A 17,813-nucleotide genomic window follows, 5' to 3' on the forward strand; every position below is an offset into this window, starting at 1 on the left:
GTTACCAGACACCGGACGCCCCACCTGTGGCCATCGCAACCCTCTTATGCAGTCCCGCTACGGATACTTTCTCGGTCTGTGTCTTTGTGTCTGGCTGGCGCTTACCGGCCCGGTCTTCGGACAGGCGACCACCTGGCCGCATGCACTGCGGTTTCAGCGGTTTGAACACAACCAGGCGCTGTCGAATCTGGCCGTTCACACACTGGTGCAGGACCGGTTTGGGCTGCTCTGGATTGGCACCGAAGACGGCCTCAACCGCTACGACGGGCACAGCATCAAGCGGTACCGCCACCGGCCGGACGATCCGTACAGCCTGCCTGCGAACGGGGTGTTCAAGCTGCACGCAGCGCGCGACGGTACCCTGTGGGCACGGCTGGCAGACCGCAGTCTGTGCCGCTACGACTGGCAGCAGGACCGGTTTCTCCGCGAGCCACTCAACCTGTCTGAAACTTCAAACTGGAGACTCAACATCCTCGCCGAAGACCAGCAGGGATACCTCTGGCTGGCCGGTCAAACCACACTCGTCCGCTATGACCCACGCACGAAGGCGTCCCGGTCCTTTACCCTGCCGGAAGTGAAGCCGCCGGCAACCGCACCGGCACACCCCTTAGGCATCCGCGCCCTGACCATTGACCAACAGGGGCGCTTCTGGGTCAACGTTTCCTTCCGGCTCTGCCGGTTCCACCCGGAGACCGGGTCCCTGGCAGCCACGGAAGTCAGCCTTGACCAAAACAACCCGCTTTTGGCGCACCCCAACGGCTACCTCTATGGCGCGGCCAAGGTGAATGGTCAGCTTACGCTGCTGGAGGTGTCACCGGAGACCGGGCAGGTGGTCGGGCGGTATCCCATCGAGCAGCAACTGACCCTGGCAGTGGCCCCCCAAGTCAACGACCTTGCTGTGGACGGGGAGCTGCTCTGGCTGGCTATCAATGGCATTGGCGTGGGGCGGTTCAACACGCGGACAAAAGCCCTCGACTACGCCGTGTATGACCGCACCAACCCGCGCAGCCTCGCTGGCGGCGAACCGCTCACCATTCTGCGCGACCGCTCGGGTGTGCTCTGGGTAGGCGATAGACGTCAGGGACTGTCCCTGCTCACCCCCTATGCCGCCTATTTCAAGACCTACCGCAGTGACCCCAATCGCCCTGACCACCTGAGCCTCAGCGACGACTACATCCGGGGGCTGTGTGAAGACCGCGCTGGCAATATCTGGGTCGGGACCCAGTACGGCGGCCTCAACTGTCTCGTCGCCCGGACCCGCACGATTCGGCACTTCCGGCATCGTCCGGGCGATACTGCCTCGCTGGCCCACGACGCTGTCTGGGCCGTGCTGGAAGACCGGCAGGGGCAACTCTGGGTGGGTTCACGCAGCGGGTTGCAGACCTTCGATCCCCAACGGGAACGGTTCACAACCTTTCCCTTACCGCCAAATGAAGCAGGGCAACAGCCGGCGGTGCTTGCCCTTTTTGAAGACGTGGACGGAACATTGTGGATTGGCAGTGAATTGCACATCTTTGCCATCCCGCCTGACCGCCGCCGGGTTACGGCCCCCCTTGCAGCGCGCCTGACAGAAACTTCCCTTGCCGGGAAGATTGGCGAAGTACAGGCATTTTACCGGGACGCCCAAGGTGCGCTCTGGATTGGCCTGGACGAAGGACTGCTGCGCCTGGCGCCGGATGGCCAGACCCTGCGCCACTTTCGGGAAGAACTGGGCAAGTCGGTTTCCGGTATTCCGATGGTCTGCTCATTTCTTACGGACAGCGCCGGCCGGTTCTGGCTGGCGACCAAGGGCATGGGCCTGTTGCAGTACGACCCGGCGCACGACCGCTTTCAGGCGCTGACCGAGCGCGACGGGCTGCCCCACAACAACGTCTATGCTGTGCTGGAAGACCGCCGGGGACGGCTGTGGATGAGCACCGACGACGGCATTGCCCGGTACGAACCCCGGACGGGCAAGCTGCGTCACTACCGCGCCGAAGAAGGCTTGCAGGGCCGGGAGTTCAACCGCCGGGCCTATCTCAAGACACGAAGCGGGATCATGTTCTTTGGCGGCACGCAGGGGCTGACCGCCTTTTCGCCAGACGAACTGGAAGACAACCCCTACCCGCCACCTGTTGTTGCCTTTGTTCAGACGGGACAGCAGACACGACTCGTTACAGCGGAAAGCCCCCCGGTTGACATCCCCCGCGATGAACGCACTGTAACCCTCCAGTTGGCGGCGCTCGACTTCAACGCCCCCCAATCCAACCAGTATGCCTACCGGGTGGAAGGGCGGGACGCCGGGTGGCGGGTGCTGGACCGGCAAAGCACACTTACGCTGCCCGATCTGTCGCCGGGCAACTGGGTCATCCACGTCAGGGCGTCCAATAACGACGGCGTCTGGAATGAGGACGGTCTGCGGGTCCGCCTGTACGTCCAGCCGCCCTGGTGGCGTACGACCTGGGCCTATGCCGGCTATTTTCTGGTCGGGACGCTGCTGGCGTGGGGTGGCTACCGGCTGCGCCGTGACCGGGAGCGCCTGCTGATGCGCACGCGCATCACTCAGGCCAGACTCGCCGCCCAGATTCGTGCCAAGCAGCGGCAGGTAAAACTTAGCCGTCAACTCGCTTACAAGAACCGGGAACTCATTGAGGCCAACGACCGGCTGCGGCAACTGGATGAAGTCAAGCAACGCTTTACGGCCATGCTCGTCCACGATCTGAAAGCGCCGCTGGCTTCGGTAAAGATGCTGCTGGAACTGCTCAAAACCCTTCTTGGCGACAGCATTGACCGGGAAATTCAGGAGATTATGGACAACACAGCCCGGAGCGCCGAGCGGACGCTTCAGCTCATCCATGAAATGCTGGAGGTGATGCGGGCGGAGGCCGGCGGGCTGCAACTTGACCTGCAGGAAACCAACCTGCGCACCGTGCTGGAAAGCGCCCTGGCAACCATTCTGCCGCTCAGCCGGGACAAGCAACAAACCGTGGAAAGTGAGCTTGCGGCTGACTTGCCCAGCCTCAAAGCCGACGGGCCAAAGCTGGAGCGCGCCCTGGTCAACCTGCTGTCGAACGCCGTCAAATACACCCCGGAAGGTGGCTGCATCTGGTTGAAAACAAAAGTCATTCAGGGAACCGGAGTGGAACGTGGGCGATGGTTCCTGGTGATCGAGGTCAGTGACACCGGCATCGGCATCCCGGAGACGGAACTGCCCTACATCTTCGATCCCTACCGCCAATCCACCAGAGGGCATGCCGTCGGGGCCGGGTTGGGACTGGCCATTGTGCGCAACATCATTGCCGCCCACGGCGGGAACGTCACTGTACGCAGCCAGGTCGGTGTTGGAACGACGTTCTGGGTCACGCTGCCACTTCCCCAGTCTGCACTTCCCAATCAGAATGAGGACCGCCCGGATGAGCCGGCAGCGGCGGCATCCTGAGCCAATCTGTTGCTTCGAGGAGCTTTTATGTCGTTTCCCATCGTGGTTTTAGCCTTTTTTCGCGCCAAACCGGAACACCTGGCGGAGTTTCGCGCGGCGCTTGCCGAGCTTATCCGCGCCACCCGCCTTGAGCCGGGCTGTCTGCGCTATGATTTGCAGGTATCTGCCGATGATCCGACCTCGTTTGTCCTCATCGAGGAATGGGCGGCCCCGGCTTCACTCGAAGCCCACCTGGCACAGCCCCACACCCGGACAGCGCTGGCCAAGATGGCAGACTGGTTGGCAGAAAAGGTCCAGGTATCCCGCTGGAAAGCGATAGAACTCGACCAGCTCACAGCGGCCCGGTAACACTTTCCAGGCACATCCCGGAGGCGCAAAGCATGGAATACCGACAACTTGGCCAAACCGATATGCGCGTCAGCGCCCTGGGCTTTGGCGGGGCCGAAATCGGCTTTACGCCGGGAATCACCCAGGGACAGGTGACGGCCCTGATTACGGCAGCACTGGATGCCGGGCTGAACGTCGTGGACACCGCCGCAGCGTACCAAACCAGCGAGGCGCTGCTTGGCGTGGCGCTCCAGGGACGGCGGTCAGAGGTGTTCATCTTCACGAAGTGCGGGGCGACGGAGGGCTTCACCCGCTACGACTGGTCCACGGAAGGCATCCTGAGCCACATCGGCGAAAGCCTCCGGCGGCTGCGGACGGACTACGTTGACCTTGTGCAACTGCACTCCTGCGATGCCGCCACCCTGCGGCAGGGCGATGCCATTCTGGGGCTGCAACGGGCGCGGGAAAAGGGCTGGACGCGCTACATCGGCTACAGCGGGGATGGCGAAGCAGCCCGGTTGGCCGTGACCATGGGCGTGTTTGACACCCTGCAAACTTCCATCAGCATTGCCGATCAGGAAGCGCTTGAGCTGACGCTGCCGCTGGCCCGCGAGCGGCAGATGGGCGTGATTGCCAAGCGTCCGATTGCCAACGCTGCCTGGCGCACCGGGCGCAAGCCGAAAGACCCTTACCACCACGTGTACTGGGAGCGGCTTCAGAAGCTCGACTACCCGTTTCTGGCCTGGGAAGTGGATGCGGCTGTCGGTTATGCCCTGCGGTTTACGCTCTCCCAGCCGGGCGTCCACACGGCGATTGTCGGCACGACCCAGCCGGGCCGGTGGGAATCCAATGCGCGGCAGCTTCTGGCCGGGCCGCTTTCCGAAGCGGAAATTGCTGCCATCCGGGAACGGTGGCACGCGGTCGCCGATGCTTCCTGGGTCGGTCAGGTGTAACGCACGGCGGCCGGCGCAGCCGGGAATCGTTCACCGGGCAAGCACCCGGACGAGAATGCCCAGGCGATCCACGAGGGTACGGGCTGCCGTGCCGAAACCCAGCCGCAGCGTATCCACAAAGCGGTCGAAGGGCGAGGCGCTGCCCTCCGGCGGACCGTCAAGCAGGAAGGCCGTAAAGGCCGCGGCCAACCCCTGCCCGCCATCCGCCACGACATTCCAGCCGGGACGAAAGTTCGACGCCACGCCTTCCAGCATCTGCACCAGCCGAAAGGCATAGAGCAGGTCGGGCGGAATGATGAACTTGAGGTTTGGATAGCTGCGCAGCAGGTCCTCCAGCGCCGTCACCCGTCCGCGGGTGTCCTGATTGAAGGCGACGCTGAGGCGCGCAAACGCCACCACGAAGCGTTCCGCTTCAGCACGGGGTGCGTCGGGCGGCAGCATCCCGGACGCATAGAGACACTCGACCACCCGCCCGATGTCGCCGCTGAGCGCGGCCCGGGCAGCGGTGTAGAGCGTACGGCGCGTCGGTTCGGAAAGCTCCCGTACCAGTCCGAAGTCGAGCAGAACCAGCGTGCCGTCGGGCTGCACCAGAAAGTTCCCCGGATGCGGATCGGCGTGGTAGTAGCCGTCCAGCAGCATCATGCGGGCGTAGAGTTCGACGAGGCGGTTGAGCAGGGCGTCGCCATCGAGCCCCCAAGCGCGGATTTGCTCCACGTTGGCAATGCGGACGCCGGAGCAGAACTCCAGCGTCAGCACATTCGGCGTACAGCGCGCCGGAACGGTGTAGGGCACATACACGCCCGGTATTCCGGCCAGTTGCTCGCGCAGGCGTTCGGCATGCTCGCGTTCGGCGGCAAAGTCGGCTTCCTCGAAAAAACCGGCCTCAATGGCATCCAGAATGTCGTCAATGAGGTCCCACTGGCGGCGCGGATCGATCCGGCGGCCTAGACGCGCCCAGAAACGGAGTACCCGCAGGTCAAGCGCCAGCAGTTCACGGGTGTCGGGGCGCAGAAACTTGACGACGACTTCCCGGCCGGCATACCGGGCGCGGTGCACCTGCCCAATGCTGGCGGTAGCGAGGGGCGTTTCCTCGAAGGCCTCGAAAGCCAGGTGGAGCGGCATCCCGAACTCACGTTCGAGTGCCGGTTTGACCACCCGAAACGGCACCGGTGTCACGCTATCCTGAAGACGGGCAAGCTGCGCGACGTAGGGCGGCGGCAGAAAGTCCGCGCGGACGCCGAGAAGCTGCCCCAGTTTGACGAAAATGACGCCCAGCCGCTCGCAGGCTTCGCGCAAACGCTGCGCCGCGCGCTCATCGAGCGGGGACAGACGGGCGGGGGAAGCGCGCAGGGCCGCCCAGAGCAGCCGGCGGGCAACCAGCCACCACACCGGCAGCAGCGTCGCCACAATCGTCAGCGTGCGGACGAGCAAACGCAGCGGGCGCACCGCTCTGAGAGGCCCGGTTGTGACGGAAGGCGGCATGGGAACGGCCTGGGTCAGTCAGAAGAGCGGGCAGCCAGTACCATGAGCCGCCGCTTGCTGGCATACAGCACCAATCGGTCGCCCAGCATTTCAAACCGGTTGACCTGGGGAAGCAAGCGGTTGAAGCGGGCTTCCAGCCGCCGGACCGGCTCATCGAGGCAGGCGCGCTTGGTTCTGGTGGGCGGTGCAAACCGCAGCCCGTTGCTGCCCCGGAGTTCGTAGCGGCCGGAAAAACGGTTGCAGCCGTCCGAGCCGGTGTAGCGCTGATTGGCGGCATCAAACTCGATGAAGGGTTCGGTGACGCTGACCGTCTCGCCTTCGGCTTCCACCAGCGTCCAGCGTTTGCCGGCCAATCGGTCCGGTCCGGCAGTTCCGCTCACGCCGCCAATCGGTGTCCCTCCACTGGATGCGCCCGGCTCGGCCGGCCGTTCGGGACAGGTTTGGAAGTGTGAGACATCTTCGGCCCGAAGGGTGGGTGCCTCGCCCGGCTGCAGGACGTAGTTGACGACCGCCGTCCGCGAAGGACAGCAGGCCGGGTCGCCGGGGGCGTAACGACTGAACTCGGCCGTCAGGCGCGAGGGGGAAGGCAGCTCGACCCGGACGAGCGCGCCATCCGTGCGCGCCTGCATGGCGACCGGCGACAGCGTGCCGGCATAGCGGCCGTCCCAGGTGACAAACGCCTGGAAACCCAGTGGACGGCACATGCCATCGAGTCCCGACGTGGCCATGACGACCTGGGCCGGGCCGAAGACCTGCACCGGGCCAAACAGCTTCCAGCCACGGGCAACAAGCGCCCGCTCGAATGGCTGGACCGGTTTGCGCATCTGTTCATTGCAGATGTCCGGCGCAGCAATGTCCGGGACAGCGGGCGGTTCAGGCAGCGGCGCCACCTGGCCACGGACGCGGTTCCAGTCGGTCAGCGGGCGGTCCAGCCAGCTTTCACCGGCCGGACGCGCTTCAGCCGCCGCTGCCAACAGGAGAGTCAGGGCGCAGAACAACGCCAGAAAACGGGGCAGGAAGTGGAGGGTGACACGCATGGGGACGGGAGAAACCTTCGCTTTGGAGCTTTTTGGAGGACGCGCGTCTGCGATGCCGGCCGGCAAACGTGGGTGGCTTGCGGGGGGATCAGCCACCCAGCGCCAACTCAGGATTCCTCCGGGGCGGCGGCTTTGGCGGCCGGCCTGGCTGGGGCCTTGGCTGCCGGTTTTTCAGCCGCCTTTGGCGCTACCGCACGCGGTGCGGCACCGCTGCCCATCGTGCCAGCCTTGCCGGGGTCAAAATCGGCCAGCTCGTTGTAAAGCCGGATGTAGAAGTTCGGGAAAAAGCTCGAAACCTGAAAGGTCGTCACGTAGAAGATGCCCGTCCCGGCAATGGCTGCCAGCCGCACCAGGCCCTCAAGGGGCTTCAGATCGTCACGTTCAAACTTGAGCAGGTCCATACATACACTCCTTTGGCGAGGTTATTCGCCTTCCGGCTTGCCGGGGCGGTTCGGACGCGGCCCGCCGCCAAAAGGTGGCGGCGCGGACGGTTTTGGTCGCGGGGCAGCCGCTGGCGGCGGCGCCGCCGGCGAGGCCATGGGCTGGGTTTCTTCAAGGGATTTGGTGTCCGGCGGCGGCGAAGCCAGTTTCTGCGTCTTCTCGGCGGCCGGCATGCTTTCCGTCGGACCGGCCGCCGGACTCTCCACCGTCGGCTTGTTTTCCGGCAGGCTGGCCGTGGACCTGGCTTCCGGCGCGGGCGGCGCCTTGGTTTCGGCCGGGGGTTCGGGTTTGGGCGCGGCCGCCGGTTCGGCCTTTGGCGCCGGGGCCGCTTTGGCTTCCGGTGCCGGTTCGGGCGGAGGCGCTGGAGCAGCTTTCACTTCCGGCGCCGGCGGGGTGGGTGGAGCCGGCGCCGGTTCAGATTTTGGGGGCGGAGCGGCCGCCTGCGGTTTCGGTTCCGGTTTGGTTTCGGCCTTCGGTTCGGGCTTTGCCGCTGGCTCCGGCTTGGGCGCCGGCGCCGGTTTGGCGGCCGGCGTGGTCATTTTTGGGGCCGCCGGCTTGGGAGCTTCCGGCGCGGGCGCCGGAATGGGCAACTCCTCCACATCGGCCGACAGGTCAGGAAACATGGTTTTCTGAACCTTGATGAAGGCCCCGGCAAAGGCCGTGTAGGTGTTGCCGACATTGTCAATGTATTCGGCGAGCGCATTTTCAAAGTCGCCGAACCGCTCGTTGATGACGTTGCGAAACAGTCCCATAACAGGTTTGGCTTTCCTTTCAAGACAGTGATGCCGCGCCCCGACACCACTCGACGGGGACTGAAGCAGGAAGTCTGACCAGACGGGCGCGTGAATGCTTGTTTTTACTGTAGGTCGTCACGGGCTGAAGTGTCAATTTGGCTTTGACTTTGCCGCGTTTTGTGTTTTTTTGGACAAACCTTGCCGCACGGGTAAAAATACATCCCAACCGGGGCACTCCCACCCCCAGTCTGGCCCGGCTCCGGCTCGCTCCACTTCCGTGACTCCTGGCGGTTTCGCCGGTCGGTGCATGCACGATGGACACTTCACTCCACCTTCGTTCGTCCGTACGCTTGGGTATCATCGGCCTGTTTGTGCTTGTGGGGGGATGGCTCGCAGCCTGCTCACGCCACACGCCTGAAGCGCGTCCGCCGAAACCGATTCAGGCCGACACCTTCGACATCGGGCCGCTGACGCCGGTGGTGATTTCGCCCACCAAGGACCTGACGAAGTTTCTGCACGCAGACCACACCGAGCAGGTGGATGCGCGGCTGACCTGCAACTACTGCCACGGCGTCGAGGCGAACCTGCAGAAACTGGCGCGGTACGCCGACAACCCCAAAGAAGCCAACAAACCGCCCTATCCCGGTCATGCCAGTTGCATGGCCTGTCACATGGCGGAGTTCACCCAAACCCGACCGACGCCGGTGGCTGACAAGGGGGGACGTGGTGAACCGTCCGGGCAATGGTCGGCGATGTGCTACGTGTGTCACCAGCAGGTGGGTCTCGACCGGGAAGGCGTCAATGCGATGGATGCCTTTCCGGGACGGCTCAGCCACAATGTCATCTTCACGGCGGAGCAACACCGGGAGCACATGGCCTACGTCTATCCGTCCGATCTGCCCGACCAGAAACGGGCCGGGCAGAAGATGGACGATAAAACCTGCCGGGACTGTCACAGCGTGCTGCCCCATCCCCAACCGGGGGTGACGTTCGAGGCGCACACAACCTGTTATGCCTGCCACCGGACGAGCGAGTACCGGCCGCCAGCTCTGGGCACGAAAAGCGAGGTTCAGCCGGGGGCGCTGGCTTCCGGCGCCTGCAACACCTGTCATGCAGCAACGACCAAGCCGGAGGAACTGCGGCCGCTGGCGGCCAAAATGCAGGGTGTGCGGTCGTACTCATTCAAGTTCACCCATGCCACCCACCAGCAGGGCAAGTGCACCGACTGCCACAACCTCAACGGCACCTATGCCAACCAGGTCGGGACGCCGCGCGCCAAACAGCATTTGACGGGAACGCGCTCGGCCGCGGGGCAGGGATGCTTCAGTTGCCACGATGGCCGGCGGGCCTTCGGCGACCTGGACGCCAACGGACAGGCCACCCAGGCCCACTGCCTGAAGTGCCACACACCTTCCCAGCTCGGCCCCCTGTTTGGCACACCGACGGCCGCCCTCAGCCCACCGCCGGTTCCGAATCCGGTTCTGAATCTGGCCTGGCGGTGACATTTCCAGAGTTGACCGGCCCCGGTTGATGGGCAGACCGGGAACGTTTCCGGGCATGACAGGCAGCGGGTGGGTCGTGTATCGTCACTGGCGATTCGACCTGACCAACGTCGTCACACGGGCCAGCATCAGACAAGCGTCGCCTCAACCACCTGCTGCACGCCAATGTGCCTCCCCCGTTTGCGGATTTCTCCACCAGAGGAGCGGGAACAACCTATGAAACGATGGTTCATCGCAGTCTATCTCTTCAGCGCCGTCTGGCTGCTTGCCGCGCCGACGGCTGCGCGTCTCACGAACACGGCTCTGGATGAGGACGCCAGCACGAAAATGCCGGGCAAGCTGGTGTTTGACAACACCGAAAGCGATCCGCCGTTCTCAAAATACGCCGGGTACAAGGACGACAAAGGCAAAGCGCCCTTCGACCACCAGCAGCATGTGGACTACGAGGGTTCAACCTGCGTCGTGTGCCATCACACCAACTCCAAGACCCTTGTCGCCAAGGGCGATGTCGCCAGCGAGCCGGTCATGAAGTGCACCGTCTGCCACACCGACCAAGACATGGCACCGTCGCCGGTCGAGGGGACGAACGAGGACCACAAGTTCAAGGGTGTCCCGGCGGTTGAAGCGGAGACGGCTTACCACGGCGTGGACAACTCCAGGAGTGCCGCCAGTGAGGCCGGGTGCATCACCTGCCACAAGCGGCTGGAGAAGGAATTTCCCAAAGCCGGCAAGGTGGTCTCGTGCAGCAGTTGCCACACCGGCCAGGATTCCTGACGTTTCACGGACACGGGCAGCACGACCTGGGGCCAGGCTTCCCGTGTGATCTTTCGCAGCTTTGTTTTGAACCGTCGTTTTCGGAACCGGTGAGTACGGCTTCCTTCAAAACCTTTGTCCTTGGGTTGGTGGTGGGCGCGCTGGGCGGCTACGGACTGGGGCACTGGCTGCCATTGGGCGGAGCTGCCGGAGCGGGGGCGTCGCCACCAGCGCCGGCCGGCCGGCCAGCAGCAACAGCGGTCGCGCCACCATTGACGCCGGACCAGAGCCGCGGTGCCCTTCCGGCCACGCATCCACCACTTACCACGGCTGGTGGCCCCAGTGCCTCGCCAGCGGTCAGGGCGGCTTGTCAGTCGGCCGATGCCGATCCGGGCAACTACTTGGCGCAGATGGATGCGGCAGCGGCACTGTACCGGGCGGGAAACTTTGCCGGGGCGCTCGACTACGCCCAGCGGGCGCGCCACCTGCGCCCCGACAGTGTGGATGCCCTTCTGGCCGTTGGTGTCTCACAGGCTGAGCTGGAGCAATACGACGCAGCGGCAAAAACGCTGGCCCAGGCCGTCGAGCGGCGTCCTGACGATGCCGACATCCGTACCGAACTGGCCTACGTTCACCTGCGGCGAAAAGACTTTCGGGCGGCCCTGGCCGAGGCCGAACGCGCCCACCGTCTGGCAGCCCATGCGGAGCGGACGCTTGAAATCATCGTCCAGTCCGCGCTGGCGCTGGGAGAGAAGGCGCGGGCCAAAGCGGCGCTCGACCGCCTGGCGGCCGTCAACCCTGGCAATCCCCGCCTGGCTGAACTGGCCCGGGCGCTGGCGGCAGCCACGCCCACGGCGAAAGGAAAACCTTCATGAGCGATGATTATGACAAGAGCAAGACCCTTCATAAAATGGGTAGGTGGCAAAAGCCAACTGCTGGAGCAATTTGAAAATTTCTACCCTGATGAACTTAGAAAAGGCATCATTAAAAACTATGTTGAGCCTTTTTTGGGCGGAGGCGCATTGTTTTTCGCTCTTTCACAACGGTATAAAATTGAAAGTGCCTATCTGTCGGACTTGAACAAAGACCTGATTTTGACCTATCAGGTTATCCAACAACGCCCTAACGATTTACTTGACTTTTTGGAGCAGTATCAAAAGGATTACGACCAAACTGAAACAGAGAAACGCAAAGATTTATTTTTGGCAGTCCGCCGACATTTCAACTTGCAACGTTTTGAAATAAACTATAAAAAACTATCGGATAATTGGATTCCGCGGGCTGCACAATTTATCTTTTTGAACAAAACATGTTTTAATGGGCTCTTCCGCCTTAACTCGAGAGGTGAGTTTAACGTGCCTTATGGAAAATATAAAACAGCAGTGATTTTTGACGAACCCAATATTTTAGCTGTCTCAAAAGTCCTGCAACGTGCTGAGATTCAGCAAGCTGATTATACAAGTTGCTTTGACAAAGTAAACGAAAATACATTTGTCTATCTTGACCCACCTTACAGACCCATCAGTCAAACAGCAAGTTTTACAACTTACACAGACGCAGGATTTGATGATAAAGAACAACTGCAGTTAGCCCAATTTTTCCGAAAATTGGATCGGGAAACAGGAGCAAAACTAATGCTTTCTAATTCCGACCCTAAGAACGAGAATCCCAAAGACGATTTTTTTGAAAAGGCTTATTCCGGTTATAACATTTTCAGGGTTTCGGCAAGCAGGGCGGTAAATTGCAACGGCGAAAGACGTGGCAAAATTAACGAACTCTTAGTCATCAACTATCAATGTGAACAACAAACCCTGGAAGTCAATTTTCAACACGTGCGAAACCCGTGAACACAATTTTCCGTAAAGTATGAAAAAGATTGTAATAGCGTAAGACTCTTGAAAAGCTATCAGTTTGAAATAGAAAGCAGGCAAAACCTTCTAACAATACGCGCACAGTTCAACATGACGCGGCCGCAAAAGCGCTGGGGGACAGGGACCGGGACAAAGCGATGCTCGATTGCCTGGCGGCCGTCAACCCTGGCAATCCCCGCCTGGCTGAACTGGCCCGGGCGCTGGCGGCAGCCACGCCAACGATGAAAGAGAGACCGTCATGAGCAGCAATGATGCGGAAATCCACGGCAGCCTGCGCGCCCTGGCGCTTCCCCGGCGGGCCGTCCTGCACATGGGCTTTGTGGCCGGCATCAGCGCCGGTCTGGGCCATCTGGCTGAAGCAGCGCAGCGAAGTCCGCGCAACGCCGATGTGGCCCTTCTCAACGCGGCGCTGGCACTGGAACACCAGGCGATTGCCGCCTATGACGCAGGTGTAGGAACGGGACTTCTCAAGGGCGAAACCCTCGAACTGGCCCGGCACTTCCAGAGCCAGCACCGGGCGCACCGTGATCTCCTGGTCGGGGAAATTCGCAAGCTGGGCGGGACGCCGGCCGTGGCCCTGGCCAGCTACACGTTCAAGGGCAAGGACGATGCCCCCATTGAGTTCAGGACGGCCGAGGATGTTCTGGTCTTTGCCCTGGGACTGGAAGGTGGCGCGGCCAGCGCCTACCTGGGACTCCTGCCGCAGTTGACTTCCAGGGCGATGCTTTCCACCATCGCCGGTATTGCCTGTGATGAGTCCCAGCATGCAGCAGCGATTCGGCTCCTTCTGCGGCAGCAGCCGGCGCCGGATGCCGTCGTGAGATAAGTACGCTGCCAGGCTGTTCGTTCCTGATGTACGGGTTATGTCTGCCAAAGTTCTGATTGCCGAAGACGATCCGGCCTCGCGCAAGCTTCTGCAGGTCTGGCTTTCCCAGGACGGTTACGAGGTGACGAGCGTGGACAACGGGAAAGCCGCCCTGGAAGCCGCGCGGCGCGTTCTGCCCGACGTTGTGCTGTCGGATGTGATGATGCCGGAAATGGATGGCTTTGCCCTGTGCCGGGAGCTGCGGGCCGACCCATGTCTGGGCGAAATCCCGATCGTGCTGGTGACGGCCCTGAGCGACAAGGCCTCGCGCCTCCAGGGGATCGAAGCCGGAGCGGATGACTTTCTGACCAAACCCTACGACCAGGCCGAGCTGCGGGCGCGCATCCGCAGCATCGTCCGGCTCAACCGCTACCGCCTGCTGCTTCAGGAACGGGAACAGCGGGCCGCAGAACGCGCCCGGGCCGCGGCCCGCCTCAAAGAGTTGGCCGAGTTGCTCGATCAGACCCAGGACGCCGTTGTGCAGATTGACCGGCAGGGCCACATCACCTTCTGGAGTGCTGGCGCGGCGCGGATGTTCGGGTGGCTTTCAGAGGAAGCCCAGGGTCAGCCTGCCGCCAACCTGTTGTTTCCCCAGAGCGGCCAACTCCCCCTGGACGCTCTCACATCCGTTGTTCAGGAAGGATACTGGACCGGAGAACTGACAACCCACCGGCGCGACGGCCGCGAAATCATCCTGATGACCCGCTGGTCAGCCGTTACCCGCTCGGAAGATGGCGCACGTTCCACACTCCTGATTGCAACCGACATCACCGAACAGCGGCAGGCCGAACGACGGTATCTCCGCGCCCAGCGGATGGAGACCATCGGCATGCTGGCCAGCGGCGTGGCGCACGACCTGAACAACATGCTCACGCCGATTGGCATCGGCCTCGAAATTCTCCGGCAGGAAATTCAAAACCCGGCGCTGACCGAAGTGCTCAACATGATGAACAGCAGCGTCGAGCGCGGCGCGGCGCTCGTCAAACAGGTGCTTTCGCTGGCACGGGAAGGCAGCGGCGCGGCAAGTCTGGTCCAACCCAAGCACATTCTGCGCGAAGTGGCCTCCATTGCCCGTGAGACGTTTCCCAAAAACATCACGGTGCGTACGGACTACCCGGCTGCACTGCGGACGATTGCAGGCGACCCGACGGAACTCACCCAGGTGCTGCTCAACCTGTGCGTCAATGCCCGCGACGCCATGCCCCAGGGGGGCACCCTGACCCTGGCTGCCCGCGACCTGCCGGCCGAAGAGGCCACCCGGTTGCACCCCCATCAGACCACGAGCGGAGAGAGTGAGTATTATGTCCTGCTGGAAGTGACAGATACCGGCACAGGGATTCCGCCGGAACTGCGGGAGCGCATCTTCGAGCCGTTTTTCACCACCAAGCCGCAGGGCAAGGGCACGGGTCTGGGACTGGCTACAGTTGTCTCGATTGTCAACAAGCGCGGCGGCTTCATTGCCCTGGACAGTGAAGTTGGGCGTGGCACGACGTTCCGGCTCTACTTCCCGGCCACCGAAGCCCCGGAGGTGCCGTCAACGCCACCGGAGCAAGGTGTTTCCGGGCAGGGCGAACTCGTCCTCGTGGCGGATGCCGAAGCTTCCACCCTCGACCTGCTGCGTACGGTTCTGGAAGCCAACGGCTACACGGTCATCACGGCGCGCGACGACGCCGAACTGGCTACCGGGTTGGCCCGGCATCCAGCGGTAGCCATCATTGACGCCGCCCTGCCGACCGTCATGCAGAGCCATTCGGTGTTTGCGTCGTTGCCAGCCGATTTACCGCTCATTGGCATCTGTGGCGAAGATGCCGAAACCTGCCGCCGCCGGACAGAGCACCTGCCGGTCCGAGCCTGGCTCAACAAGCCGTTTACGGCCTCACAGGTGCTCCGGGCGCTGCGCGAAATCCTGAAGGCGTAAGCGGGGATGCCGTTTGGCGGTTCCGCGCCGAAGCGGACAAGGTGGCACACAGAAACGTGCAGGGTTCAGTCCTCCGAGGTGGTCGAAGGGCGCATGAGTGCGTTGAGTTCCACGCCGCGCGCAGCGCACCAGGCGGCAAAGGACTCGACCTTGGCTTCAGCCAGCTTGCGTCCAACCAGGCGGCGCAGGTGTTCATCCAGCACATCCGGCTCCCACCGGGCGTAGATTTTCCGCCGGTCTGAAGCCAGCAGTTCCTCCCGTTCACGAGCCACCAGCTCCTTGAGTTCGGATTTTTTGAGCTGGGCCAGCAGGGCCTCGCCCGTCCGTTCGAGATGTTCGAGGTAGCCGAGTTCGAGTTCCTGCATCTGCTCCTGAGAAGGCGTAGAAAAGAGCGGAACTGCCTCATGGCTGTCTCTAGTCTCCCCGGTGCTTTCCGACGCCTCAGCGGGCTTCTCAGCGCGAGCACGGGGCATTTTGGCAGATGACCGCCGTCGTTTGGGAGGCAGTTTGGGCAGGGCTTCCTGGCCGTTGACGATCAGGGTGTAGAGCAGTCCGCCCGGATTGGCGAGGTCGCGCTGGCGGTATTGCCGGTCAAACGTGGCAATGGCCTGCTCGATGGTTTCCAGCTTGCCCTGCAGCTCGAAGCTCTCCACAAGCTTCTTGGCGACGGACCCAATCATGCCGCGCGCCGTGAGCTGCCCTTCCAGGTGCAGCGCCACGTCGCGGACAGCGCGTTCTTCGGGCGACAGGTCATCGTCGCACATGGCATCCATCACGTCGTAGATGGGCAGGGCCATCTGCTGGATGCGCGCCCCGAACTCAAGGTTCTTGCGGAAGTGGATGGTTTCCTCTGTCAGCGTCCATTCAACCAGGAACTGCTTGGCCACCAACTCGTTCAGGGCGGGTTCCAGGCGCTGCATAATCTGCGAGACGTAGGTCATCTCGCGGGACATGCCGACGTGTTCAAAGGCCAGCTTGCGCACGTTGATGACGAAGTAATCGGAGCTGCCGAACTTCTTGTCGAGGTAACGGAACAGCCGCTTGGCGATGGGCGAGGTCAGGTTGAAGTAAAAATCCGCATCCAGCTTTTTGAAGAGCTTTTCGCTCAGGCTCTGGGCCACGCGGTCGCTCCACATCACATAGCTTTTGGCGCCGGTGCGCTTGCCAGCCCCCTCATCGAAAATCTTGAACTCCTGGATGATGCTCATCCCGACATCCACCAGGCGTCCCGTGTGGCGGTCCACGTAGGCGTTCTTGGCTTCGATGCGCACGGCGGCGAGTTTCCGCAGGGAACTTTCGAGCCGTTCGTAGTGCTTGGCGTTCATCGGCCACCCCAGCCGGCGGATGAGGTCATAGCGGCTGAAGTACACTTTCTTTTGCGCGCCCTGTTCGTATGAAAGCTCCATCAGGGCCACGTACACATCTTCATCCGTCGTGCTGGGCAGGCCCTCGATGGGGTGGGGCATGACGGTCCACACCCGCTGGATTTCACGGCCGTTCGAGGTGATGTGCTCGGTAAAGGTCAGGTAGTTTTTGCTTTTCTGGGCGCGCTTGTCGAGGACGGCAATCGGGAAAACCGCCAGGTTGAACTCATCTTGGGCAATGCGGATGACCTCCGGCTTTTCGGCGTCATCCGCTTCGGCCGTGGTAGCTGCCGTAGCGGATGTGGCTCCGGCAGCAGTGGGCGACCCTTCAGGTATGTCCGTCTCGCGTTTCTTCCGGCGGCCGCGTTTCTCTGCCATGGCTGGCGCTCTCCTGGCTTGTTCCAGCGCCGGCGTCCCGGCCCGGACAGGCGGGGTTGGGGATGGAATGACAAAAAGGTGTCAAATGCCGGCTTTGGCTTAAATTATCATCATCATCATCAATTATCATTAATTAGTTAATGGCGCCCAAAAGTCTTTTGTTTTCAATAATTTACGGGCGAATTTTTATGTCAAGGGTCAATAGCACCTTGACCTTGACCTTTGACATAAGAGCCAAAAAAGGCTGTTTTTTACGTCAAAGGTCAATAGTTTTATGTCAAAGGTCAATAGCGTTTACGTCAAAGGTCAATGGTTTTTATGTCAAAGGTCAATAGTTTTACGTCAAAGGTCAATAGTGCCGCCCAACGTTCGAGTCAAACCGACGCAAAAAACGCGGAAATTATGCCAACCACAAGATATTGTGGTCTGCAAGGGGGCAGATAGTGGTCATCCGCGGGTGTTTTCTTACGTCAAAGGTCAATAGCCTTACGTCAAAGGTCAATAGTTTTACGTCAAGGGTCAATAGTTTTATGTCAAGGGTCAATAGTTTTTATGTCAAAGGTCAATAGTCTTTATGTCAAAGGTCAATAGCCACAAGATATGGGTCAGACGCGGTTCAGGGGCGGTACAAGGCAGGACTGGGCAGTACCTTACCGAGGGCGGCTTCAAGTGGTATGTTGGGTGAGCCAGGGCTGGGAGGGCCGGATTTTTTATGTCAAGGGTCAATAGTTCTGGAGGCATGGTGCTGGCGGACCGGGGAACTGCTGCCC

General features: G+C 61.9%; 14 protein-coding genes. 9 read left to right on the forward strand and 5 right to left on the reverse strand.

Annotated features, from left to right (window positions below; genetic code table 11):
- Positions 1 to 46: 46 nt before the first annotated feature.
- From J8C01_RS14860 to J8C01_RS14870, 3 genes are read left to right on the forward strand one after another with little or no spacing between them, the layout of a single operon-like run.
- On the forward strand, positions 47 to 3,418 hold the full coding sequence (locus J8C01_RS14860) for a sensor histidine kinase (RefSeq protein ID WP_211432934.1): 3,372 nt from the start codon (positions 47 to 49) through the stop codon (positions 3,416 to 3,418).
- A gap of 27 nt (positions 3,419 to 3,445) precedes the next feature.
- A complete protein-coding gene (locus tag J8C01_RS14865) occupies positions 3,446 to 3,766 on the forward strand; it encodes a putative quinol monooxygenase (RefSeq protein ID WP_211432935.1) in 321 nt (106 codons plus the stop codon).
- A 32-nt stretch (positions 3,767 to 3,798) separates the two neighbouring features.
- Entirely contained in the window at positions 3,799 to 4,698 is a 900-nt protein-coding gene (locus J8C01_RS14870; RefSeq protein WP_041570042.1) for an aldo/keto reductase, read from the forward strand.
- Positions 4,699 to 4,728: 30 nt separating this feature from the next.
- On the opposite strand, the gene J8C01_RS14875 is transcribed toward J8C01_RS14870, so the two are convergent.
- The 4 genes from J8C01_RS14875 to J8C01_RS14890 form a co-directional block, all read right to left on the reverse strand.
- Complete coding sequence (locus tag J8C01_RS14875; RefSeq protein WP_211432936.1) at positions 4,729 to 6,180, reverse strand: ABC1 kinase family protein; 1,452 nt, start codon at positions 6,178 to 6,180, stop codon at positions 4,729 to 4,731.
- Positions 6,181 to 6,194: 14 nt separating this feature from the next.
- Complete coding sequence (locus J8C01_RS14880) at positions 6,195 to 7,217, reverse strand: META domain-containing protein (protein WP_211432937.1); 1,023 nt, start codon at positions 7,215 to 7,217, stop codon at positions 6,195 to 6,197.
- A 107-nt stretch (positions 7,218 to 7,324) separates the two neighbouring features.
- Positions 7,325 to 7,618: a hypothetical protein gene (locus J8C01_RS14885; RefSeq protein WP_014101566.1), complete on the reverse strand. Its 294-nt coding sequence runs from the start codon at positions 7,616 to 7,618 to the stop codon at positions 7,325 to 7,327.
- Positions 7,619 to 7,639: 21 nt separating this feature from the next.
- Positions 7,640 to 8,410: a hypothetical protein gene (locus J8C01_RS14890; protein WP_211432938.1), complete on the reverse strand. Its 771-nt coding sequence runs from the start codon at positions 8,408 to 8,410 to the stop codon at positions 7,640 to 7,642.
- Between the two features lie 296 nt (positions 8,411 to 8,706).
- On the opposite strand from J8C01_RS14890, the gene J8C01_RS14895 reads away from it, so the two are divergent.
- The 6 genes from J8C01_RS14895 to J8C01_RS14920 all read left to right on the forward strand — a co-directional run bounded on the left by J8C01_RS14895 (position 8,707) and on the right by J8C01_RS14920 (position 15,301).
- On the forward strand, positions 8,707 to 9,894 hold the full coding sequence (locus tag J8C01_RS14895; protein WP_014101564.1) for a cytochrome c3 family protein: 1,188 nt from the start codon (positions 8,707 to 8,709) through the stop codon (positions 9,892 to 9,894).
- Between the two features lie 216 nt (positions 9,895 to 10,110).
- Positions 10,111 to 10,668 carry a cytochrome c3 family protein gene (locus J8C01_RS14900; RefSeq protein WP_211432939.1) on the forward strand — a complete coding sequence of 186 codons (558 nt, stop codon included), beginning with the start codon at positions 10,111 to 10,113 and terminating at the stop codon, positions 10,666 to 10,668.
- A gap of 89 nt (positions 10,669 to 10,757) precedes the next feature.
- Positions 10,758 to 11,522: a tetratricopeptide repeat protein gene (locus J8C01_RS14905; protein WP_148264142.1), complete on the forward strand. Its 765-nt coding sequence runs from the start codon at positions 10,758 to 10,760 to the stop codon at positions 11,520 to 11,522.
- A gap of 9 nt (positions 11,523 to 11,531) precedes the next feature.
- Positions 11,532 to 12,494: a DNA adenine methylase gene (locus tag J8C01_RS14910; protein ID WP_371821110.1), complete on the forward strand. Its 963-nt coding sequence runs from the start codon at positions 11,532 to 11,534 to the stop codon at positions 12,492 to 12,494.
- Positions 12,495 to 12,756: 262 nt separating this feature from the next.
- Positions 12,757 to 13,344 carry a ferritin-like domain-containing protein gene (locus tag J8C01_RS14915; protein ID WP_211423391.1) on the forward strand — a complete coding sequence of 196 codons (588 nt, stop codon included), beginning with the start codon at positions 12,757 to 12,759 and terminating at the stop codon, positions 13,342 to 13,344.
- A gap of 37 nt (positions 13,345 to 13,381) precedes the next feature.
- Positions 13,382 to 15,301: a response regulator gene (locus J8C01_RS14920; protein ID WP_211432941.1), complete on the forward strand. Its 1,920-nt coding sequence runs from the start codon at positions 13,382 to 13,384 to the stop codon at positions 15,299 to 15,301.
- 65 nt (positions 15,302 to 15,366) lie between these two features.
- Here the strand turns inward: J8C01_RS14920 and trfA are convergent, their stop codons facing one another.
- A complete protein-coding gene (gene trfA / locus J8C01_RS14925; RefSeq protein ID WP_211432942.1) occupies positions 15,367 to 17,043 on the reverse strand; it encodes a plasmid replication initiator TrfA in 1,677 nt (558 codons plus the stop codon).
- Positions 17,044 to 17,813: the final 770 nt, after the last annotated feature.

Origin of the sequence: Chloracidobacterium sp. D (genome assembly GCF_018304685.1) — a bacterium.
Classification (GTDB): Bacteria; Acidobacteriota; Blastocatellia; order Chloracidobacteriales; family Chloracidobacteriaceae; genus Chloracidobacterium; species Chloracidobacterium thermophilum.